The sequence below is a fragment of the Pedobacter sp. TM02 genome, assembly GCF_059705275.1.
On sequence record NZ_AP046530.1, the window covers coordinates 907,356 to 930,705 of the forward strand.

Below are 23,350 nucleotides of genomic sequence, written 5' to 3' on the forward strand. Positions count from 1 at the left end.
AGTCTAAACACCCGGTTTACTTAAAATGGGAAGAGCAATTAAATATCAAAATTCATCAGTTCATTGTAAAATATATCATTGTTAATAATTTAAATAATGACAATATCAGGCAGATTTGCAATGTTCTTGTGGCACGTTGGGGCTAACTGCTGCTTAGAATGACGACGCAACATAGTAAAGGCAAACTGGAGTCTTTAAAGAAATATTTTTTTGTTGGCAAATATCTGCTAAATTTAAAGTTTGCCATAATATAAGCCTCTCAATTACAATATGAATAGTGCGAACAATCTTCATAGTGCTGATGGTAACATCTTGGGATTTTTGTACCAAATCGAAAGGGCGATGGTGTGGTTCAGCTCTTCAGACCTCGAGGCATTTGTTGGGGCTGAAGTAGACGATGGTATTACTGTCAAATTAATCGATGGAGAGGATATCAGTACTATTTACGAACAAGGCCAAGCATAGTCAGACGTCAAGAATCCCTTATTCAGATCGAAGCGTCGATTTATGGAAAACGTTGAGCATCTGGATCGGTGTTTAGTTACGATAGTTACAACAACATTGGCGCTTATTTTTCAAATCCTCCATCGCAGAACCAAGGGTCTGTCGATATTGCGAGATACATAGCTGTCTGCCACGAGTTAACATTTGCGGCCAGCCTGCTTTTTGCTTCCGTATGCAGGTGCCTATGAACAGCATTCCCACCACCGATCCGCAGTTGTTCTTTCAGCTGATATCTAATATTTATCAGTTCGTTGGCAGCCTCGGAGCCGTAGAGCGTTGCAAGGTCCAGGGAATCGAAATGATTTCGTACCCTCTGTTGAAGCGTTACAGTCCAGCCAGAATATGGCTTCACAAAGAAACGTAGTGAAACCGGTGAAGTCTTTACTACCTCTGCCATAAGCCAAGGTTCATTCTCAACGTTGTCGAAGTACGGATGCAAGATCTCTTCTGTAGAGCTAGTGGGCAGCCCTGCTAATTTGCTCATATTACAGTCCTTGCAACTGGGGATAAGATTGGAAGGAACTACGGAAAGGTAAGGATAATATGCTTTGGGCAAATAGTGGTCTAGTGTGCTTACCTGCCTATGAAAACAATAGGGGCATCTGCTATTCAATGGTAATCCCATAATCGTGTCATACAAGGGTCGTCCTGGAGATCCGATCGCAGCAAAATTTTCTGTGTAGACATTTTTCATTTCCTCGATCGTCACTTCGCCATCCAGCACGCGTATTTTTTTGTTGGCTTTTGTCGCCTTGTTCTTTACAATCGTGTAGAGTTCATTGGACGCCACTTTGCTTTCAAACTCGTGACTGGCAGCGTTAACAGAATTTGCGCAATTTGTCAATCTCGTCACAAGATCAGGATCTGGTATGCCTGAGATACATCTTAAAAATACTGTCCTCGGTTTATCAGTTGGTTTATTCAGATACCTCATACTTCAGCTATGACTGTTTGTTGGCGAAAAGAACCCTTGCCAACGACCGTGCTTCCATTCCCAACCTATCATCAAAATGCTCCAGTAACGCGTCATAATCTTCCAGCTCAGCAACAGCTTTTTTAAGGAGTTGATAAAATCCCGATTCGGTAACTTCCAAGGTGAAGACCTCTCTGGTCAGGACACCTACATTCTCTCCAAAGGTTTCGATTTCTGGTCGCTGTGCAGAGGCATTTGCTCCAACGCGATACAGTTTATATACACAGCTCCGCGGAACTTCTTGAAGAACTACAGGGGAATGTGTTGCAATTATAGCTACGCCATTCACCTTAGTAAGCAATTCTGAAAGTGCCCTAGTGAAAGCCGACAATAATGGCGGATGCAGGTGGGCCTCAGGTTCATCAATAAATACAAGGCTCTTTTCCTGCACTGTTTCTACCAATCGTGTTATAGACAGTAAAATGATCTTATGTCCCGAGCTTAACTTCTTAAAGACGACCGGACCTATTTCTCTAACTTCCGTAGGTTTCAATTCTAGCAGTTTCACGATATTGGCTTCCTGAAAGTTGTAATCAGATTCTAATGCTGTGAGGGTCTGTCGTAAGGTCTCGGTTTTGAAACTCTCCATACACTCCATAAAACTGGAAATAAATTCTTCTGCTAGCTCCTCAGCCGATTTTATGCTGAAGCCAGTTCTAATGGTCGTGTCTGGTTTTTTAAGGCCAATGTACCTGAACTTCATCCTGGTGGTCTCACTTGTTGTATCAAAGAATGGTATGCTGGCATCAAAGGCGCTGTAAGACACAAATACCACGTTTACAAAAACGTCCTCGTCACGTTCATTGAAGTATATCTGTCCGTACTTTGCCTCTTCTGCATGGTACAGTGATCCCACCATGTTGTTTATCATGTGAGTTTTACCAACTCCATTTCGGCCGATGATTACGTGTACGTTGGTAGGAGGATTCGATTCGGGAACAACTTTAAATGATAGTTCCATCTTAGGGCTATTGCTGGAAATGGGCGGGCTTTCAAAAGAAAATCGAAATGCGGTAAGCCTAGCTCCTCCAAGGGCCATTCTTCTATATTGCCCCCTCACCGTTTCAAGGTCAAGGCCCCTTAAGAGCGAAGTTTTTGTTACTTCTTCGTCTTTTGCTTTTTCCAGCAAATCTGGGAATAAGGCTAGATCTCTTAAGCCAGTCAGTATTTGTCGTCTGGTATCCGGGTGCAACTTATTGAGATTTTCATAGTACTCCGTTCCAGAACCGAGAGAGAAATAGTCAGGACCCAGTTGAGGAAATTGATCGCCTTGTGCCAACGGGCGCTTTACAGTTACCTGTCCAAAATGCCCGATTCGTACATTGCCCAGATCGTGGGTCCGAGATTTGGTATCTTTGTATTCAATGCCGAAAAGTGTATAGTAGGAGTAGTCGTTCCAATTGTCCCAGGTCAGCAGTACGGTGTCGGGTGCAGCATTGCTTATATTAGAAAACCTGCCCGTGACTATAAATATCATATTTAATTTATTTAAGCCGAATATTAAAATAGCATAACCCATTCATTAGTTGTCTCATCTTAAGCATAGCCATGTCAAGAGCAGAATCGCCGGTAAAGACCATAAGATGATGATTACATACAGTAGTCTGGTCTTTTGTTTTTCAAGCTCTTTTTTGACCAAAGAAAACCTTTCGTTGAATTTTTCGATATTTTTCTGCTGAAAGGTTTCCTTGTACGATTCGATGTTCACATTGGTGAACTTCAAAGAACTGGTCTGGTTATTCAAGAACAACTGAATGATAAAAGAGAAGATGAAAAGGCTGATAATAGCGATTATGTTCTTCGCGGAGTCCAGTTTTTCAAAGTCAAAAGAGGCAAAGACAAGGACGAACGCTGTCGGAATGGCTATGAGTTTAGTCTGAGAATCATTGATAACAGACTGGATCTTCTGCGTGAATTCCAATGCTTTTGAATCCAGTTCGATCTTAAGCTTGTTGTATGAAAAGTCCCTTAGGTAGTACTGATAAGCGTTATTACACTTATCGACATAAACGTCAACATTGTTCAATAGGAATTCAAATCGAACCGTTTTCGTAACCGGGTTAAGCATATCAATCAATTCATTGATGAATAGCAGTTTCTTTTCCGTGCTTGCTCCACTCAAAGTAGACACGACGATAGCAATGTTATCTACGTCTTCCGATCGCAACGAGACTATGTGAGCCGATTTATATAAAAAGGAAATGATCAGTGATTTGTCGTCCCTAAATATCAGAGAGTTTTTGACGTCAACATCGACGTATGTATGTTGCGCCACCTGCTCAATTGCAACCATCAAGGAGAGCACAGCCTTAAGTTTAATATAGAATTCATTCTTGCTGTCGTCACTGAATGCCTTCTGGTCAGCGACATAGAATTCTTTGTCCGGAAAAGAATATTTGTTTTTGAGAACCAGTTTTTCACTGGTTTCATAGTAGCCGATGCCGTTCAAACGAGCTAGGGAAAGTTCCAAGGAAATGCGCTCACCAACCTTGTTATCATAATCGGTATTTTCGATTACGGAACCCTTTTCAAGAAATTCGATGCATTTTTTCGTCTGCGCATCGACAGTAATGTCCGAGCAGAAAAGCGCCCCATCTGCGATCCTGGGATTGGATGCCTCAATAATGTCTACTACCTCTTTCAGCATTGCGTTAAGATGTGATTTGACTGATTAGGCCTTCAGGTAGTTTCTTAAAGGTCAATTCATTCTTTTGAGCATTGTAAATAATATCTTCGCCAAGCAGATTGGAATCAAACTCTAACGTGTATTTACTGTCCTTGTACATGATGTATTTGATCCGCTTCAACTGTGCCTTATCGCCCTTGATGGTTTCGCTAACTCCATAATCCTCATGTGCCGCAAACTGCAGGAAATCTTCTGTGTTTTCTGGATCTAATAGTGCGGATATAGTCGCGAGATGGATTTCTTTTTTGTCCCTCATGCAGTTCTTGCAGTATTCGTAGACCGCATTCTTCATCTGGATTGTAGACTTGCGATCGTAACCCTTTTCCTTTGCGAATGCGTCCAAGGCCCTGGTCAGCCTTTTGGTTGATTCTGTATTCGTGGTCTTATTGTCACAGTCAATAAACGACATAAAGTAGTAACTCACTCCCTTGTTTCCCCTGACAAACGAAAGATATGTCCTGGCTTCGGTATCCACACCTTCTTCGATCTCCTTCCATTTGGTTAGATTGATCATGCATGCAACATCTACCTTACTGAGGTCAAGATTTTTGATATCCTCCAACGTCAGGTCTGCCTCGCTTACGACGTAGCCGTCCTTATTGTTGATGGTCAGAATGAGCATGTACCTGTTCTGCGTATCGGTATTTGTGAAATCGGTGAAGATGAGAAATCCTCCTGTTGCGTTAACGGTATTTTCCAGAGTGGTTTTATACAATGAAGCAGCGTCGACCGAAAAATCATAAAACTGGCCCGAGGCTAGATAGTCCTCTAAAATATTTTTGAACTGGGGGCTTGCTCCGGCAAAAATCCCGTAGGTGGGATTTGATTTTTTGTGGTACGATTCGTTAAGCTTACCTATAAAGGTCCTTTCCTTTTCGTTTTTTGCAAGGATCTTTTTTGCTTTTTTAAAGCCTACGTTTCGATCACCTGCAGACTTTTTCAACTGGTGGATAACAATACCTTTTAGATCAAGGTTGCTTCCGATTCTCTTTAATTCCATGAGCGTTGGTTTATATAATTCGTCCTAATATAAAAATATCCTGACCGGAAATCAAAAAGGGTTTCCGTAGTATCAAAACCTTGCGTCTTTTCTGATATAACCGGAACGTTCAGACAAACGAAATGTAAAGAAATAGAACATTTTTTCCTTCAAAGAGTTTTTCATTACTACTTTCTGATGATCAAATGCTCCAATGCAAGGTCGTCCATCATCCGCTGTACTCTTTGTTATGCTACCAAAATTGTTTACTACGGTTTATGTAATTAACAAATGGGAGTGATTCTAAATGGCAACAACAAATAGAATGAAGGCATTTTTCATCCTGATAATTATTAATTCGAAAAAGAACCTGAAATTTCTAAATTTGAAGAAATTTATTTAGTAAGGAATGGGACAGTTCGTGATACGTCAGAGAATTAATGGAGAATACCAATTTAACCTAAAGTCCGGTAATGGCGAGATAATCTTGACAAGCGAGGGCTATATAGCAAAACAAAGCTGTAGAAATGGTATTGAAACAGTGAAACGATATGCTCCTTACGATGGCAATTACCAACGTAAAACTTCCTCGAACAGCAAGTATTATTTTGTCTTAGTTGCAGGTAATGATCAGGTAATCGGTACCAGCCAAATATACGAAACGCCAAGCGGACGTGATAACGGAATCGAATCTGTTAAAAAGAATGCCCCTTTGGCGCCCGTCGCAGATTCATCCGAATGGTAATCTGCGGTTATTTATCAGGACGCTTATATGAAAATACTTATCGACACAAATATCTTTCTGGACTTCTATCGATCGAACAATAATCCAATCGAATTGCTAAAGGAGGTTTACAATAACATCGAAAATATTATTCTGACTGATCAGATTATCCAAGAGTTCGAAAGAAGCCGGGAAGTGGTTATTAAAACTATCCAAAAGCGTTTTGAAACAGAATCCAAATTAGATAACTTTTCAAGTTCGTATGTTAAAAATTTAAGTGCATTTAAAGAACTGCTAGAGTTGCAAAAACTGTATCAGGACAAAAGGACAGAGGTTATTGCTACTTTCCAGAAAATTCTGCAAAATCCTGACACTGATCCAATAGCATCTTTCTTTACTGACTTTGTAAATGAGGCTCTTAGAAAAAATCTAGTTCTTTTTACAACAGATGAAATTGTTGCCCAAGCCCAAAAAAGAAAGCTCATCGGTAATCCGCCAACATCCGATAAATATTCGATCGGCGATGAAATCAACTGGGAAATAATACTGAAAAATGTAATCGAAGATATTGTAATAGTTGGAAGGGATAACACCTACACCAACAATTTCAGCTTTTTGGTGAAAGATTTTCACAAAGGTACAGGGCATTCTATTATTAAGCTGACTGAAAGCATTACCGATGCTTTCAATGAAATAGGCGTTGCAACAAGTCCAGAAGTTAAACAGGCTGAGAAACGAATAATTGACGATATCAGGCATGCAAATGATTACTGGCGTCCATATGCCAGGAAAACCGCCGTTGAAAACAACCATGAAGTTGAAGAGAGTGGGGAACAATAATAGAAAGGCAAAAGGGTCACTGGTGGCCATATCCACTTACAGTGAAATAAATGCGTCGTACCGAGTGCCTAAAGCTGTCTCTTTACCTCAAGCTTCTTTTTTGGTGGAGACTCGTATTTGTTGAGGTAACTTATGACTTGTTGATTTTCAATAGCTTTTTCCTTGAGTATTGATGCAATCTTATTCAAATCCTCGACAAAACGGTTCGATGTTTGTCCAGTTAAGCACTTAACGGACCACCTTTATAGAGGTGTTCCGTTTTTTTATGTCCGTAAATAATTGGCAGTCAGAAAGTTTTGTTCTGCTGGATCATGTGTTCGATTTTAGCAATAAAAATCCAGGACATTTTGGTGAAATGTCCGGAAAAGGTGTGCAAAACGCTGTTTCAAGGCGTTTTCCGATCCCGATTGCCTTTTGCATATAGGAGTTGATCTTGGTCTGGCTGCCGATTCCCTTTCGCATCAGAACGGCAATATCCATATATGTCCGGGGCATGCCTGAAGTATCTCCGAGCTTCTTGTAATTTGATAGAGCTTTGCCAAAGAGCTCCAATGCTTCGGCGTAAAGCCCTTTTTTGTAAAGCGACAGCGCAATTACATGGTCTGCATCCGTCTGTCCTTTTCTGTAATGCAGGCCCGTGGCCATACGCTTGGCCCTTGTACCATAATAGAAGTTCCTGATACAATTGAAATGCCTTTACTGAATGATGTAATCCAAACGATTATTCTAGGATATCAGGTGGTGGATGAAACTTTTAGGTCGGACACTACAAAATTTGCAACGTTTAGCCACTTGTACCTTGGAGAAAGCAGAAGATAGTATAAGAAAGCACGACTAGGATATCTTATTGATTTTATTGATCCATTTCCTGCAGCTACAAGAATGGATTGAATTGAGCACCATGTTTCGACATAATCAAAATTGTCATAGGTAGCCTGCAAACGTTCAGCGGTTCTTTTGCAATATTTGATTGTAGACCAATCTCATCTATTAAAATCAGATCCTGAAACACCGTTATGTACTAATTCAATGTTCTGAAATTAATTCTTCAATAGAAATATTTGTGAAGAACAAATCTATATATTTATTTCTCAAAATATAGAATAAAGTCAAGACTAGATTGTCGGAAAATATAAGACTCAAACCCCTGCTTTAATATGACAGATCAATCAATGGTTCGATACAACAAGAACGATTATATGACGAAGCCGTTTTCGATCAAGTTGGATGATGATTTTTCATCAGCTCTAAAGATTTTGAGATTACGCCAGGATACGTGTAAAGGCAGGACAACAGCCATCTTTGATTCTTACATAATTTTATTATTGACATGCCAAACGATTTAGTAGCATATTCAAGGGCAGGAGATGTTTTTCATTATAGGTGGGCTGCCAGGCGCTGCCTAAGGCTAATATACCCCAACTCTTGTCTGACAGGAGTATATATTGAAGGGTCGCCCGAAACGGAAAAAGCCGGAGAGTATGTAATAGACGTTTCGGAATACAGTATTGAAGATGCAGGGAAGAAAAAAATAGACTACTATCAGTTGAAGCACACAACTGTTCAGGGAGATGAGCCATTTACAATAAGCGACCTAAAAGATACCGTCACTGGGTTTGCTGCAAGATATGTCCAGCATAAAAATGAGAATAACGCAGATGTTTCTATTTCCTTTACTATCATTACAAACAGAAAAGTTGCAGACTCATTCAGGGCAAACTTATCGGCAATCATAAAAAAGGAGCAGGTCAACCCTGTTTTTAAGAAAACAATAGAGGCCTATACAAATCTCTCTGAAGATGATTTGGTGTCATTCTGCAATATGCTCCATTTAGAGGATGGTGAAGGGAACTACAATATTCAAAAAGATGAATTAAGAATAGAATTAGCTCAATTGATTGCAGGTTCTATAGAAAATGCACAAATTGAAAATCTTGTTGCATTAGTACAAGAGAAGGTGCTACCCGATACTGATGGCAAGATTAATCGGGAAGACGTTTTAAAGCGCTTTGGTATAACCTCTGAAAAAGAGCTATACCCTGCGCCAGCTAAATGGGATGAACTTACTAACATAATCGAACGCAGGCAACACGCAATTCTTAAAGACACAGTTGCTGGCTTATCACATCCTGCTATCGTGCATGCAGCAGGTGGCGTAGGCAAGTCCGTTTTCTGTCGTCAGCTAATCAATTCTTTGCCGGAAGGATCTCTAGGCATTGCTTATGATTGTTTTGGTGCAGGAAGCTACAGAAATCGAAGTGAATCCCGGCATAAACATAGGGATGCTTTAGTGCAAATCGTAAATGAACTTTCGGCCAAAGGTTTATGTGATCCGCTGATTGTACAGAATACAACACTGGATGAAGATATCATGCGGAAATTCCTTCAACGAATTGAAGCCTCTGTGAAGTCTTTAAAAAAAGTAACTGATGATGCGCTGCTATTCATTTTAATTGATGCTGCAGATAATGCAGAGATGGCAGCCCTAGAATACACGCAATCCTGTTTTGCTCATGAGTTATTACGTGAGAATATGCCGGATGGATGTAAGCTGGTGCTGTTATGCAGAACCGAGCGCATCCATTTATTACAGCCGCAAAGCTTTATTACCGAATTAGAGCTTGAACCATTTTCAGAGGAGGAAACTTTGGCAAATTTAAAAAAATGGTTTCCTGATGCAAATGAAAAGGATGGGATTGAATTCCACCGTTTAACCTCTGGAAATCCGCGGGTGCAGGCAAATGCTTTGGATGTAAAACATGACTCAATTCATAAGTTATTAGCCTCATTAGGACCGTCGGGAACCTCTGTAGAAAAGCAAATAGAGCTTCAGTTAAATGATGCTATATCTAAAATGAAAGACCTGATTCCCCAGGAGCATCATCATCAAATTAATTCAATATGCCTGGGCTTAGCCAGCTTGCCTCCTCATATTCCCATTGATGTTTTGTCAAAAGTGGCTAATGTCAGTATAGATCATGTAAAAAGTTTTGTTTCCGACATTGGTCGTTCCTTGTGGTTGTATGATACTTCTGTACAGTTCAGAGATGAGCCAACAGAAACCTGGTTTAGAAATACATTCTTTGCTACTAAAGAAAACTACGAAGAATATATAACGGCTTTAGAGCCGCTCGCTCATCTGTTATCTTATGTGGCAGAGGTCTTACCGCAGCTATACCTGCAAGCCGGTCAATACGATAAGCTAATTGCCATTGCACTTTCAGATGACTATTTGCCGGAAAACAACCCTATAGATGCCCGTAATATTCGGGTATATCGTTTGCAATTTGCTTTTAAAGCAGCGCTTAAACTCAAAAATTTTAAAGATGCCATTAAGCTGGCGATGAGAGCCGGCGAAGAAGTAGCAGGAAATCAGCGGCAAATGGGGCTTTTCAGATCAAATATCGACTTACTTGCTACTCTTCAAAGCAAGGAAAAAGTTCAGGAAATTGCTTTTAAAAGATTATTAAGCAGCAGGTGGGATGGTTCTGAAAATGTTTATTCCGCTTCATTGCTTTCGGGAATATCAGATTATAGAGGAGAAGGAAGAGGCTACCTGCGGGCTGCTATGAATTGGCTTCACATTCAATTTGAGGAGCAGAGAAAAAATGATGACCGCTATAACCAAGACGGCGTTCAGGATGATGACATTTTGGAGCTTGCCTATGCCCATTTAAACATTCATGGTGTAAGCGGTTGTACTGATTTTCTATTTGGTTTAAAGCCTAAAGAAGCCTTATTCAGGACTGTGCAGGATTTAGCAGAAAGGCTTGTTGATCTGGGGCGGTTTGATGAGATAAATGATCTGACAGGCAGGTTTATTCGTGAACCGTATTACCTGGTTGCCACAGTTAGCAGGCTTGTAGCAATTGGAAGATTTCCTGAACCGAATGAAATAGAAACATGTCTAAATCTACTCTGTTCCCGGAAAAGTAGAATTGAAAAATCGAGAGGCTTTTTCAATGACAGGATAACGCCAGCTATCATTTCCTTCCTCGAAGCATGCATGTATAATGATTTACCTGCGGAAAAGATATTACGGGCTTTAAATCACTATGTGCCGCTCAAGGCTAACCGAATGGTTTATAGCACTCACCCATCAGGTGAAAGAACCATTTATCTTAGAGCGCTTGCTATACGGGCAGTATTGTTGAACAAACCAGAAGTAGATATAGAAGCTATTTCACCAGATGAATTTTCCTACACGACGAAAAACCATGAGCTGAACAGTGACTTTAAAGAATTTAAAGAGGTAATCTATGGCTTATTTCCCTGGTATTTGTTAAGGGCTCAGGTTCTATTTCACAAACAAATAAAACTTCTAGACGTCGTTGGTTTAGTTAATGAAACTTCAACAAAGGCTCGAACCAATAGATACAGGAGCTATGATATGCTTCCTTACGAGATTTCCCAAATCTGTGCTGATATATTGACGTTCTATCAACAAGGAAGCAAAGAAGATATAACTGAGTTTTACCAAAGATTTCTCCTTAATGACAAAGCCTTCAGATTACAGGATAAATCCCAACTGCTTCGTGCAGCTTGCAGGGCTCCACATTTACAAGATATAAGGCAGCCATTAGAACAGGCTACCTATGAATTAACGAAAACAAATCATGACGACGGACCTGATGAAATTGCTAGTAAATACATTGCTATCGCTCGTGCGGTTTTGGTCATTTCACCTGATGATGCCAGTGTATACTTTGATAAAGCTATTGAGGTCGCTTCTAAATTTGGAGAAGAGCTTATTCCCAGATGGGAAGCTATTGTTGCGTTGGCTCAGAGAGCATGCATAAAGCAAACAGTCCCTGATGAATTGGGTTATCGCTTCATCAGGTGTGCGGAGTTAGTGGGAGAAAATGTTTCCAGGGAAAAGCATTGGAGCAGAAGCGAAGCGATCCGTGTTTGCGCCAAGATGTCGCCAGGCATAGCTATATCGGCCCTAAGCAGGTGGCGGGATAGGGACATAGGCCGCTTTGAATACCAATTGGAAGCAGTGCTAATGGAATTAATCGGTTCCAACACAATTTCGGCCAGTGCAGGCTGGGCATTAAGCCGTTTTTTCTCCTATCATCAATTGAATGGGCTACTAACAATCTGCTTAGAAAACGAGGCATCTGAAAGTATCCGGCAAAGCTTGGTTGTTGATGCTGTTTACTTGCTCCAGATAGAAGGCACGGGCAATGCATATTGGGATAAACTGGAAGAAATTGCAGTTAAGAATAACATAAGCAATGAAGTACTAAAGTCTATTACGGGCTTCTATGCACAGCAAAAGACAGAAGCTAAAAGCCCTGAAGATATATCCGGCAATCAGCAAAAGCGGGAATCTAAGCAAGATTGGGACGATCTTTTGAAGGATCTAAACATTGTTACACCCGAAGGTTTTGCCGCATTAATAGAGAGATTTAAATCGAAGCAGAAAAAAGACGATTTCAGATGGGACTTGAGAGACTTATTAAAAGACGCCATAATTAGGTTGGAAGAAAAATCACTTTGGCTCTTCATTGATATGATCTTCCTTTCTGAAGACATTAACCATTATGATGTTCAGGACATCCTTTCTTCCATTCCTGAGGAATGGAAAGGCAAAGTGAGTTACCAGGCTAAATTCCCTGGCATTGTCTATAGGTTCGGAGAACATTATGCGCATGAATTGACAAATGAATACTCTTTTAACTCTTTCAAAAAGGCATTAAATCTCGATGAGCCTTTAACTGAGAAATTGATTGCAGGAATCACATCCGGCTTAGCAAATGGTGATGAAATTGCTGATGCACGACAGTTTTTCGGTTTTGTATTTCTGGTGTCATCCTATATCAGCGAACAATATGCCGCTGAGTTAACTGATTATTCATTGTCCCGTTTTGAGTTGCACCTCGGAGAAGATTTTGGCGATGGTACATGGAGTAAGGATTTACAGGTTACCAGTGATGCCTGCACAAACATCGCAGGATTTATATGGTCAGCCCTCGGTTCACCAAGAGCAGCGGTAAGATGGAATGCAGCACATTGTGTCAGAAAGCTGGCAGACTTTAATTGTACCGATATCATTGATGCTTTGGTCTTTTGGTTGAACCGAGATAAAGTAGGTGCGTTTGGACACCATAAGTTTCCATTCTATAACCTACATGCAAGGCAGTACATTTTGATAGCATTTGCCAGGATAGCTATTGAAAAGCCTACCATACTATTTAAGCACTACGATTTGTTTTTACAATATGCGTTAACCCAGGATCACGTTATTATCCAAAAATTCGCTTCAGATATCATTGTAGCGATTGAAAATGCATTCCCCGGAACCTATGAAGCAGGGGTTTTAGCAACAATAATGAATGTGGGAAAAAGCAACCTGCCAGTTCAGGTGGAAAAATACCATTATTCTACCAGCAGTTATTGGCATCAGCAAGGAGAAGTTGAACCTGGCATTGATTTCCATTTTGGATGGGATTTCGATAAATACTGGTATGAACCGCTTGGCGATGTATTTGGGATTTCCAGTAAACAAATAGAGGATTTGGCCGCGAACCTTATTGTTAAGGAATGGAATTTCGGAGAAAAAAATGGATATAATAATGATCCAAGAGTTATCCTTTGGAACCGTTCCAACAATGATCGGGAGACATGGCATGATCATGGAAGTTACCCTAGAGCCGACAATTTAGATTTTTACTTGTCCTACCATGCTATGCTTGTTGTTGCTGCAAGGCTAATTCAAAAAATGCCGGTAATCATAACAAGAGATGACTCGGACGATGAACCATGGTCTTACTGGCTATCAAGACATTTACTGACACGTCCCGATGGCAAATGGCTGGCAGATTGTAGAGACCCGTTGCCACTAAACAGGCCCTTGTGGGTTTCAGAAGAAAAGAATGATACCTGGCAAACTGAAATCACAGAGGGGGATTTTTTGAATTACATGCAGGCAAAAACAAACGGGGAATTGTGGGTCAATGTAAAAGGAGGCTGGCATGAAAAGAATAACGAAAGAACAGAAACTGTTTTTATTTCAACTGCACTTGTTTCACCTAAAACGTCAGATGCTCTTTTACGGGCATTAGCGACTTGTAGCGATCCATACGATTATAAGCTACCTTATTTTGATGAAGATGATATGGAAATCGAGTCCGGCTCATTTAAACTTAAAGGCTGGATTAATGAACGCCACAATTCAAAAGAATTAGATGAATTTGATCCTTACGCGGATGAAATTGATTATCCTCCATATTCATTGGGTAGCACAATAGTTGAAAAATTACGCTTATCACCAGATTCGGATGGTAAGACCTGGCAAATCGCTCATAGTGCTGAAGTTGCATTGTCTTGCGAAACATGGAGCAGCCATAGGGAAGGACGGGATGAAGAACCCGATCAATCAGGAATGCGATTGAAGGCTAAACTTTCATTTTTAAAAGAACTCTGTTCAACGCTTGGCTGCGATTTAATATTTGACATTGGCATTAAAAGAGATGTAAGCTATCGGTATGATCGTGAGAAACGGGAATATGTAAAACCACAACACAAAATATTTATACTATCATCAAATGGAAAACTCAGAACTACAGGAGCAAATTATCAACTTGGGTAAACTCCTTGTGCAAGAGCTCAAACTAGATCCAGGCGTTGACACTTTTTCTAAGTGGATGGCTCATTATATAGCAGAAAAGGTGAAAATGGCGGAACAGGCTATGTCCGATGAGGATAAGAAAGAAGCAGAAAAAGAATGCTTCGAAACTGTTCTGGCATTATGGAAACATAGATGGTCGCTCCCTTCCCGGAAGCGACCATTGGAAGAATTTGAACCTATTTTGAAAACGCTGGAGCGGCTTAATCCCGAGGAACAGGAGCCGTACTTTTATCATTCGTTAGATCATGAATTGTCTGAACTGGAGAAAAACAACCCGGATCTAAAAGAGATAACAGACTATACCAACATGGCTTTGCAAATTGACAAAGCAGCCAGAATCTGGATAGAGTTCGTTTTGAATCAGGCCGCCATGAAAGCTAAAAATAAAAAAACGGAATCCTACCTCAAGAATTCAACAAACATACACGATAGTGATGATGCCAGAATTATAAGAATAATTTTGAATAACGATCCCGCTATTGGGCTTGAAGATTACGATGATGATGCTGTCCAAAAGAAATATTCAACTGAAAAATTGAAGAGAAGAATTGAAGAACTGGAAAAGTTCTCAAAGTTGAATGAATTGTTGTTAAAAAAGTATAAAGAAGACTTGGCAAATTGATTTTCGACTAATTGCACCTAATAATACCGAAATGTTGTATGGCCTGGACCTGAAAATAGTATTGCAATGGAAAAACAGCCTGACGACAGAGCTTGTGTGTCGTATTGAGTGTAGAGGGTTTGGCTATATTTTAAAGCCAGTCGAATTCTTCTCGAAGAAACGGAGCCCGAAAAATTAAATACATCTGATTCGGGCCAGTATTTTTCCGGACCATCTTTTTGTGATACGGAGCGACAATATACTTTAGTGCAATAGCGTGATGGCATGCATTGGAAACGGGATAGAGATAACGAATTGCCTTTAAAAGCGGAATTAGAAAACGTTACCATTCGAAGATTAATTTCAGGTATCTTCTAATAGTTTGCCAATGGAGTTTAACTTTCTAAAGCTTTGGCCGTTTAGTGCTTTTGGAGACTTTCTTTTTCTGATACTCGATTGTCAAATATGCCGGCTTTCGCTTTGAAGAAGGCAATATATCTTCTTTAGCTAGTTCTGTATTAATTGATGCGATTTTTGAAAGATCCTCGACAAATCGATTCGAAGTATGGACAGTCAAGTCCACTTAACGAAACACCGCATTAGCGGTGTTTCGTTTTTTTATGCCCTTAAGCAACTGGCATTGAGAAGGTTTTGTCCTTCTGGAACATGTTTCGATTCTTGTGCCAAAGCCTTTAGGATTTCGCCAGGTATGACTGGAAAAACGTGTCTGTATTATTGTTGGATGTTTTTAAGGTGTTCGACTTCCCGTTAAGGTCTCCTTGCTTTTTTGTCGTTGGACGGTTCAGTTGCTTTTGCAATATGTTAGCTGGAGAAGGAGATAGGCTGAAGCTTTTGCGGATGCCGGTTTTTTTTAAGATAGCTAAATATAGCCGAATCCAGATGAAGTCTTAGGTATACGAAAATTGACTACAGTTAAGAGCCGTGCCTATACCTGCTCCAAAATCGATTGACATTTCCTATTGAATTTGCAAACTATTGCAACGATAACTAGCGATGGGCTAATCATGCCCCAGATAGGCATTTCCTTCAGGGGTCATTGCCGCAGACCATTGTACAGACTTGCGGTCGATCGTGATCAGGCCCATACTTTCAAGTTCTTCATACTCTTCTTCCATGCCGCCCAGTATGGATGAACTTACCTGTTGATTGATTACTTCGAGCAGCGCTATGATTTCTGATCTTTCCATGTCAATTGAGAATAAGTTAAACTATTAACATAAATGTACACAAAATGTTTCTGGGATATATTGTAATTCGGATAAGAATAGTATCAATCTGCAAAGGTATTTCCGTTGTATTTGGTAAGGGATGACAAGGTAATGTAAAGATGTCGGGGCGCTTTTATAGCAATATTGATCAACTCCATGAGGGCTTACCTTCTTTAAAAGACTTAGGCTTCTTGCAATTATCCGTTTCGCTGTCTATAAAAATAGCTTTTGGAAGCCATGTTCTCACCAACTGAAATAGCAGCGCAGCCCCTTTTATTTATCAATGGCATAAATTTTAGCGCTTCATATTCTCCATCCTTTTTTTGATGCTCCCCAACAGCCTACAAAATCATCTTTTTTAACGATTGATGCGCCTCTTGTTCTAGGCTACTTTTACCTTGTAAATTTCATTTTCACCATAATATTTAAGCAATGAATACAGAGCAGACACAGGAAATGGACGAGAAAACCATGGCAATTATCAGCTACATCACCATTATCGGATGGATTATAGCCTACGTTCAGTTGAGTAAAAATAAAAGTCAGTTAGCCTTGTTCCATATCAGGCAATCCCTGTTTTTGATGCTTTGTGCATTTGGGGTTTGTATCGTCCAGCTGCTGGTTGCTTTTATCCCATACCTGGGGCATATCATCTCCATATCCCTTGGCCTCGTTCTGTTGGGTTTTTTGGTGCTTTGGGTTTTTGCGCTCATTAGTGCGGTTAATGGCGAAGAAAAGCCATTGCCCATATTCGGCAACAAAGCCCAGGATTTGTTTAAAGGAATCAGATAACTATTGATGAAAAAGCCCCTATTCTTGGTTTTGGCATGGCTTGCAACCGGATTTTTGGCTTGCAAAACCATACCCATTACCGGTAGGAAGCAAATCAACCTGGTGCCCGATGCCATGATAACGGCTATGGCCTTAACGCAATACGATTCGGTGGTAAAAAGCAGTGCCACCCTTTCTTCGCACGACGAAAGAGCCCAGCTGGTAACCCATGTAGGCACAAAAATCCAGCAGGCGGTAGAAAAATATATGCAGGAAAACAACCTGGGTAAAGACTTTCAAAATTTTAAATGGGATTACCATACCATCGATGCCGCTACCGTAAATGCCTGGTGCATGCCTGGTGGCAAAGTGGTGGTGTATACCGGATTGTTGCCGTACACGCAAAACGAAAATGCACTGGCTGTGGTGATGGGCCATGAAATTGCGCATGCCATTGCACGCCATGGCAACGAACGCATGAGCCAGGGCCTACTGATTAGCCTGGGCGGCATGATACTGCAGGAAGCCATGAAGGAAAAGAAACAGCAAACACAGGCGCTGTTTCTCGGGCTGTATCTGGTAAGCTCTAACCTTGCGCTGGCATTGCCCAACAGTCGCCTGCAGGAAAGCGAAGCGGATCGATTGGGTTTAATATTTGCCGCGATGGCGGGCTATGACCCCGACGAAGCTATTCCTTTTTGGCGGCGTATGAATGCGGCTAACCAAAACAAAGTACCCGAATTTCTGTCTACACACCCTTCTGACGAAACGAGGATCAAAAAACTCACGGCTTTAATTCCCGAAATTAAAAACAAATACTACCATTAGCCTTAACATCTGTTGCAGAGCCTTTTAACCTTACCGAAGTCGGTCGAATAAAGCATAAGGAACAATAACGCTAATGTGAAAATCAAACCCTAAAAACATCGGTTGTTGATATTTGCCTGTTAATGCTCCGGTCAATACAGGGGTGGCTGATGAACTAAGATTGGAGAAATAAAAAACCATCTTTTTTAATGATTGCCAAGTTTGTCTGGCCAACCTAATTTTATCAGGAATAAAACAATTTTAATCCGGTAGTTTATGAAATACCTATTTTTGATGGCAATGGCCTCCCTGGCATCTATCCAGCCGACAAATGCCCAGGATTGCAAATCGTCAAAAGACCTGGAGGCCCTGCCTGGAAAACATATTGATGCGGCTCATTGCGAATCGCCCCAGCAAAAGGCACATTGGTTCGATGCATTGGGTACAGCGGCCAATAAAATGGTGGCCAATGCCACGCTCACCCAAATTGAAACGCTCGAAAAACAAAGCCGTGCCAATTATAAACTCGAAGGCTGCGTGCTCAAAACCACTTTTTCGGGTAATACCCCAACCGCGTTGGCGGGCAACTATCCCTTGGCAAGCTACGACCTTAATATGGGCTGCTACGAATACATCTGTGTCAAAAATAAAATGTTGGTAAACAGCGAATACGAAAATGTTTTTCGTGCATACGTTAACCGTTATACCGGAATAGAAAATGCTTTTTCTTTTGGCGACGAGGCCTATTACTATGAAACGCCCCAAAAATACAATGGCAAGTTCATCGCACTATACGATTTCATCAAAATGGATGCCTCCAAAAATATCAATAACAGTAAAGGCTTTTATCAGGATGTGCCCGAAAGCACTGTAAAACAAGGCAATCGCAGCGTGTACATGACCCGCCATTGGTATTATACAAAGCCTGGTGCTTTATTGTTCATTCCGGTTACGCGCAAAGCGTACCTCGAAGCCTTGTTGGTGTATTACCAAAGGGAAGGGTTGTTGATTGCCGATAAAATCAAGGCAATCGAAGCCGAATCTGCAGGGATGATGAAAAATCCCCAGAAATACCCTCGGTTGTATGAAGACGGCAAACGAAACCTGTTGATAAAAAAGGCCAAATATCCTGATTGGCAACAAAAAATAGAAGCCAAAAAAGCGCTTGTACAAAAGGCCCTGAAAGAAAATACAGCCACCTGGTTGGCGCAGCCAGCAGTGGTAAAGCCCAAGGCAGAAACCTTTACCTGGAAAAACAGCTACGGACCCGGTCCTAACGATAATGTATCGGTTGATACCTACAACGCCGATACCAAAGAAGATGCACAAAAAACAGGGTCGTTCACTTTTAGTGGCTTTTGGGACAATAAAAATGGGATTACGCTCTACCGATACAACCCTGACTATTTCAAGGGCTCAGAAAAAAATCCAGCAAAGCCGTACCTGATCGAATTGACCTACAGGTACGTCAAAACTCCTCTTGGGCAAAGCCTGGTAGAGAATTTTACCAAAAATTTCGACTTCGATGCCGTGAGGAATTTGCTGGAATAGGCCTGTAAAATAGAGGCTTGTTGTTTAGCATACACCATATCAATTAAATTGTCATGAAAAAAATCTTTTCCATCTTAGGTTCCTTGCTGTTTGTAACGGCAGTTAAGGCGCAAACCACCGTGGTCAAAAAAGAAACAGTAAATCCGGGCAGCAGCCAAACTGCTGTTCCTGCAACTTCGTCAAAAGACCCGAAGGCCGAACGTACCGATCTTAAAGCAGAAGAGGCCGCCAAGGCAGCGGCAGCTAGGGCGGCCAAAGAAGCCAAACTTGCGCAGCATGACGATCCGAAAGCAGTTCCTGCAAAAGATCCAAAGGCCGAACGTACCGATCTTAAAGCGGAAGAGGCCGCCAAGGCAGCGGCGGCAAGAGCGGCGAAAGATGCCAAACTTGCGCAACATGACGATCCGAAAGCAACTCCTGCAAAAGATCCAAAAGCAACGGCTACCGACCCTAAACAGGAAGCTGAAGCTAAGGCAGCCAAAGAAAGAGCGGCCAAAAATGCCAATACACAGCATAAAGGAAACTAATGTTCTTCACGCACAGGATTGATCAGCCACAGCAGATTGAAGTAAAGGAAAGCCCGCTTCACGGCCGTGGTGTATTTGCCAAAAGCAGCATAAGGAAAGGGAGCCTGATAGAACAGGCACCCGTTGTTTTCTTGGACGCCCATGAAAAAGAAACCCTACGGTTTACCAAACTTTTTCATTACTATTTTTTGTTAGGCAAGCCTGATAGGCCCGCTGCATTTGGTTTTGGTTATGCTTCGTTTTACAATCATTCGGCCATGGCAAATGCCTTTTACACCTTTTCGCAACGGAGGAATACACTGAATATTTATGCTTATCGAACCATTGAGCAGGGCTGCGAAATAACCATAAACTATAACGGCAGGCCAAACGATCAGCGGGAGGTTTATTTTCCCAATCCGGATCAATGACAAACCCTAATCGATAAAACAATTTGATAAATCGATGGAAAGACGGTTGTACTTAAAAAACATAAAAGGAAAGGGCAGGGGCGTTTTTTGCCATACAGACCTTACCGAAGGAGAAGTTATAGAAGTTTGTCCGGTTATCATCATCCCTGCCGAAGAATTTGCCCCGCTGAGCGCCACCGCCATGATGGATTACAGCTTTTATTTCAATAAGGAAGAACATACGCTGTCGCTCGCCATGGGCTTCGGCTCCATGTACAACCATAGGCAATTTCCCAATGCGGTGTATTTGCTTAACAGGGAAGCAAAGCAGCTGGTATTTACCGCTCGCGAAAACATCGGGGCGCATACCGAAATATGTATTAATTATGGTGGCGAATACGGCATAGATTACAACAAGTGGTTTATAGACAGGAATATCGTTCCGATTTAATCAAAAAAATCATCTTTTTTAACGATTGACCTGCATACCTATCTGGGTTACTTTTACTTAGGAAAAATTAAGACCCCAGATTTTCTGACCGAAAGCGGGATGGATAAATCTGGAGGTTTCATCACTTACCAAAAATTTAAACAGATGAAAAAAGTAATCTTTATCTTTTTCTTCACCTTGGGTGTAGGAGGGGTAGCGCAAGCACAATTTTTGAGCAAACTCAAAGAAAAAGCAAAAACAGCTTTAGGCACTTCGGTTGACCGCTCGACCGACAAGGTGGTGGATAAAGCCGTAAATAAAACGGCCGACAAAGCGACAGACAAGGCCTTAAGCAAAGCCGAAGAAAAATTGAACAGTCTGTTCAAAAAGAAAAATAAGAAAGTCACTGATTCTATTCCGCCGGTAGTTCCCGATACGAATAAAACCGCAACCAAGCCCGGCAGTAAAGAACAATAAAAATCAAAAGCAAGAAGTCATGAAAAAAATCTTCACCCTCTTAAGTGCCCTGTTAATTGTAACCGGCGTTAAGGCACAAAAAGCAAATGTGCAAAAAGAAACAGCAAAGCCAAAAGCTGATACGCTTGTTAAAAGCATAGACAAGCAACCGAATAATGTACCGGCTAAAAAGGAAGCCAAAATTGTTCCCGCCATTAAATATGCGCCCGTTTCGAAGGTTGCTCCAGCGACCGCAAAAACGGCCAAGATTGCTCCGGTACATTCAAATTAAGCCAATACGATTGGAATGGATATCGTGATTTCGGTTCCTTTCGCACCAGAATTGATTTTCAATTCCCCGTTTAGGTATTTGGTACGCCTGCGGATAGACTCCAAGCCCAGATTCGACTTGCCAGATTTTTGTTCAGCCAGGCCAATGCCGTCGTCGTTAACGGTCAGTATGAGGTGTCCGGCTTCTTCATAAATCAGGATTTCTACGCTTTTGGCTTTGGCATGCTTGATGATGTTGGTCACGGCTTCTTGAATGATGCGCAGCAGGGTAATCCGTGTATCTGGCCCTATACCTGTGAGCGAGCTATCGTCGATGTGGATGGTTTTCTGATAACGACTATCAGGCAGGGAACCATCAGTCAGCATTTTGATCTGCTTTTCGAAAGACAGTTCCCGTTGCGTATCGGCTGCACTGAACCATTCATGGCTCTTGTTCCTTACGGTTTCATAGGTTTTGGTCATCGCTACATGAAGCGCCATGAATTTATTTCTTAAGGAAATATCTTCAATATCCATCGACAGCACTTCGAGCTGGTTCTTAAAAGCGGCCATGGCAGAAGAAAGGCCGTCGTGCAGGTCTTGCCCCAGTCGTTGCTGCTCTTCCTTTACGGCCTGATATTTTACTTCTTCCATGGCAATAACCTGCATATTGGCCACCTGGTTAAGGGCTTCTACCTGTACCCTTGCTTTCCGGCTTCTGTAAATCATAATGAGGTAAATGGCAAGGATAAGCGCTGAGGCGGCTACAGAAATCAGTACTAGCCAAAAAGTCCGCTGCTGTTTAATTTGCTCGGTCTTTTGCAAGGCGATGTGGCTATGCTCGGCCTGTGTGTAGGCATAAAGCAGGTCGCTTGATTCTGTCATGAGGCTGGCCTGCAAATCTCTTTCGTGCTTCAGGGCATTGGTAAGGTAATCATAGGCCCCCTTGTCATTGCCTTTAAGGTGTTGAAGTTTGGCTTTGTATTCGTCGAGGTCTGCACTTTGGCTTTGGCCAAAATTAGGCGAGGATTCGTATTTCGCGATATAAACGCTAAGGCTGTCTGGGTTTTTGAGGTTAAGGTAGTTTTCTATCCGCAATCGCGCTACGTTGATGTCGATAAAGTTTGTTGCCTGGTCTCGATAGGTAACTTTCAGGTTTTGCATGCGGTTGAGCAGGTTTTTTGCGTCATCGTACCGGTGTTCGAAATTGGCTACCGAATGCTCGATGTCGATCAGCAACAAATCGTTGTAAAGCATCTGGCTTCTTTTGATCGGATATTTGTGCTGAATGGCGGTGCCGATTTGTATGGCCAATTGTGCGGTTTGGCGTACCGCTGTGGTGTCGTTCATCTTGATGTAGCCCATCAGGGTGGGCGACAAAATATACATGGCGTTTAATCCAACTGCTTCGTCTACTACACGGCGCTGCAACAACAAAGGCAGGGTTTCCAAATAGCTTTTCTCTTTTTTGTACAGCTCGATAACCTTGTTGTACAGCCTTTGCTCCTGGTATATTTTGCATTTTTGCAATTGTTCAACCAAAGGATGCTTTTCGCCATTCTTTTTGTATTCTGCCGTGATTTTTTCGGCATAGTACATCGAAGCGCCTTTCTTTTTAAAGATGCGTGCATTGTTGAAAAAAAGGAAATAATAACTGATCCGGGCACGGCGGTACTCGTCTTTGCTCCAGGCAAGGTCTTCGTACAGCCCGAGCAGGCCAACCAGCTCTTTGGTTTCAAAGTGCTTTCCTTCCGACAATAACTGATGGGTTAGCGAATCGGCCTTGAGGAAATATTGCGCGGCCAATAAGTGTCCCGAATGGTAAGCCTGATTTAGCTTATCGAATTCTTTTACGGCATTGGTTTTGGTTTGGCCAACGGCTGTTAGATTGCCTAAGAGCAGATAAAATACGGTTAGGCCATGAAAAAGGCTTTTAGAAAAGCAGGAGCAGGTATTCATTAGAGAGGGAGATTTAAAGTG

Annotated in this window: 19 protein-coding genes; 12 read left to right on the forward strand and 7 right to left on the reverse strand. The window is 41.5% G+C overall.

The features are described from left to right. Positions 1-568: 568 nt before the first annotated feature. Genes AC6H1S_RS03895 through AC6H1S_RS03910 form a run of 4 tightly spaced genes read right to left on the reverse strand, consistent with a single transcriptional unit; the run spans position 569 to position 5,163 of the window. Positions 569-1,438, reverse strand: a complete 870-nt coding sequence (locus AC6H1S_RS03895) for an HNH endonuclease (RefSeq protein WP_497565191.1) — start codon at positions 1,436-1,438, stop codon at positions 569-571. Between the two features lie 7 nt (positions 1,439-1,445). Next, positions 1,446-2,954, reverse strand: coding sequence for an AAA family ATPase (locus AC6H1S_RS03900; RefSeq protein ID WP_497565192.1), 1,509 nt, complete (start codon positions 2,952-2,954; stop codon positions 1,446-1,448). Positions 2,955-3,008: 54 nt separating this feature from the next. Continuing rightward, positions 3,009-4,124 carry a hypothetical protein gene (locus tag AC6H1S_RS03905; protein WP_497565193.1) on the reverse strand — a complete coding sequence of 372 codons (1,116 nt, stop codon included), beginning with the start codon at positions 4,122-4,124 and terminating at the stop codon, positions 3,009-3,011. Between the two features lie 4 nt (positions 4,125-4,128). After that, positions 4,129-5,163 carry a nucleoid-associated protein gene (locus AC6H1S_RS03910; protein WP_497565194.1) on the reverse strand — a complete coding sequence of 345 codons (1,035 nt, stop codon included), beginning with the start codon at positions 5,161-5,163 and terminating at the stop codon, positions 4,129-4,131. 388 nt (positions 5,164-5,551) lie between these two features. Here AC6H1S_RS03910 and AC6H1S_RS03915 point away from each other — a divergent pair, with 388 nt between their 5' ends. Beyond that, complete coding sequence (locus tag AC6H1S_RS03915) at positions 5,552-5,887, forward strand: YegP family protein (protein ID WP_497565195.1); 336 nt, start codon at positions 5,552-5,554, stop codon at positions 5,885-5,887. 27 nt (positions 5,888-5,914) lie between these two features. Next, positions 5,915-6,706, forward strand: coding sequence for a PIN domain-containing protein (locus AC6H1S_RS03920; protein WP_497565196.1), 792 nt, complete (start codon positions 5,915-5,917; stop codon positions 6,704-6,706). A 309-nt stretch (positions 6,707-7,015) separates the two neighbouring features. Here the strand turns inward: AC6H1S_RS03920 and AC6H1S_RS03925 are convergent, their stop codons facing one another. Continuing rightward, positions 7,016-7,351: a hypothetical protein gene (locus AC6H1S_RS03925; protein ID WP_497565198.1), complete on the reverse strand. Its 336-nt coding sequence runs from the start codon at positions 7,349-7,351 to the stop codon at positions 7,016-7,018. A 685-nt stretch (positions 7,352-8,036) separates the two neighbouring features. Here AC6H1S_RS03925 and AC6H1S_RS03930 point away from each other — a divergent pair. Together AC6H1S_RS03930 and AC6H1S_RS03935 are read left to right on the forward strand one after the other, a co-directional pair. Further along, on the forward strand, positions 8,037-14,300 hold the full coding sequence (locus tag AC6H1S_RS03930; RefSeq protein ID WP_497565199.1) for a P-loop NTPase family protein: 6,264 nt from the start codon (positions 8,037-8,039) through the stop codon (positions 14,298-14,300). Beyond that, positions 14,257-14,961, forward strand: a complete 705-nt coding sequence (locus AC6H1S_RS03935; protein WP_497565200.1) for a hypothetical protein — start codon at positions 14,257-14,259, stop codon at positions 14,959-14,961. Before AC6H1S_RS03930 ends, AC6H1S_RS03935 begins: the two co-directional genes overlap by 44 nt. Positions 14,962-15,959: 998 nt before the next feature. On the opposite strand, the gene AC6H1S_RS03940 is transcribed toward AC6H1S_RS03935, so the two are convergent. Continuing rightward, on the reverse strand, positions 15,960-16,148 hold the full coding sequence (locus AC6H1S_RS03940; RefSeq protein ID WP_199141539.1) for a hypothetical protein: 189 nt from the start codon (positions 16,146-16,148) through the stop codon (positions 15,960-15,962). Between the two features lie 453 nt (positions 16,149-16,601). On the opposite strand from AC6H1S_RS03940, the gene AC6H1S_RS03945 reads away from it, so the two are divergent. The 8 genes from AC6H1S_RS03945 (at position 16,602) to AC6H1S_RS03980 (ending at position 21,392) form a co-directional block, all read left to right on the forward strand. Then, on the forward strand, positions 16,602-16,961 hold the full coding sequence (locus tag AC6H1S_RS03945) for a DUF4870 domain-containing protein (RefSeq protein ID WP_199141538.1): 360 nt from the start codon (positions 16,602-16,604) through the stop codon (positions 16,959-16,961). Positions 16,962-16,967: 6 nt separating this feature from the next. Continuing rightward, entirely contained in the window at positions 16,968-17,768 is an 801-nt protein-coding gene (locus AC6H1S_RS03950) for a M48 family metallopeptidase (protein WP_497565202.1), read from the forward strand. Positions 17,769-18,023: 255 nt separating this feature from the next. Further along, positions 18,024-19,298 (forward strand): hypothetical protein, encoded by a 1,275-nt coding sequence (locus tag AC6H1S_RS03955; protein ID WP_497565203.1) that lies wholly within the window; start codon positions 18,024-18,026, stop codon positions 19,296-19,298. Between the two features lie 53 nt (positions 19,299-19,351). Continuing rightward, positions 19,352-19,825, forward strand: a complete 474-nt coding sequence (locus tag AC6H1S_RS03960; RefSeq protein ID WP_497565205.1) for a hypothetical protein — start codon at positions 19,352-19,354, stop codon at positions 19,823-19,825. After that, a complete protein-coding gene (locus AC6H1S_RS03965) occupies positions 19,825-20,235 on the forward strand; it encodes an SET domain-containing protein-lysine N-methyltransferase (protein WP_497565206.1) in 411 nt (136 codons plus the stop codon). The genes AC6H1S_RS03960 and AC6H1S_RS03965 overlap by 1 nt, the downstream gene beginning before the upstream one ends. A gap of 34 nt (positions 20,236-20,269) precedes the next feature. Further along, positions 20,270-20,665 carry an SET domain-containing protein-lysine N-methyltransferase gene (locus tag AC6H1S_RS03970; protein WP_497565207.1) on the forward strand — a complete coding sequence of 132 codons (396 nt, stop codon included), beginning with the start codon at positions 20,270-20,272 and terminating at the stop codon, positions 20,663-20,665. Positions 20,666-20,809: 144 nt separating this feature from the next. Continuing rightward, a complete protein-coding gene (locus AC6H1S_RS03975; protein WP_497565208.1) occupies positions 20,810-21,121 on the forward strand; it encodes a hypothetical protein in 312 nt (103 codons plus the stop codon). Between the two features lie 19 nt (positions 21,122-21,140). After that, positions 21,141-21,392 carry a hypothetical protein gene (locus AC6H1S_RS03980; RefSeq protein ID WP_199141531.1) on the forward strand — a complete coding sequence of 84 codons (252 nt, stop codon included), beginning with the start codon at positions 21,141-21,143 and terminating at the stop codon, positions 21,390-21,392. Here AC6H1S_RS03980 and AC6H1S_RS03985 read toward each other — a convergent pair. Then, on the reverse strand, positions 21,389-23,329 hold the full coding sequence (locus AC6H1S_RS03985; protein WP_497565209.1) for a sensor histidine kinase: 1,941 nt from the start codon (positions 23,327-23,329) through the stop codon (positions 21,389-21,391). The genes AC6H1S_RS03980 and AC6H1S_RS03985 overlap by 4 nt on opposite strands. Positions 23,330-23,350 lie beyond the last annotated feature (21 nt).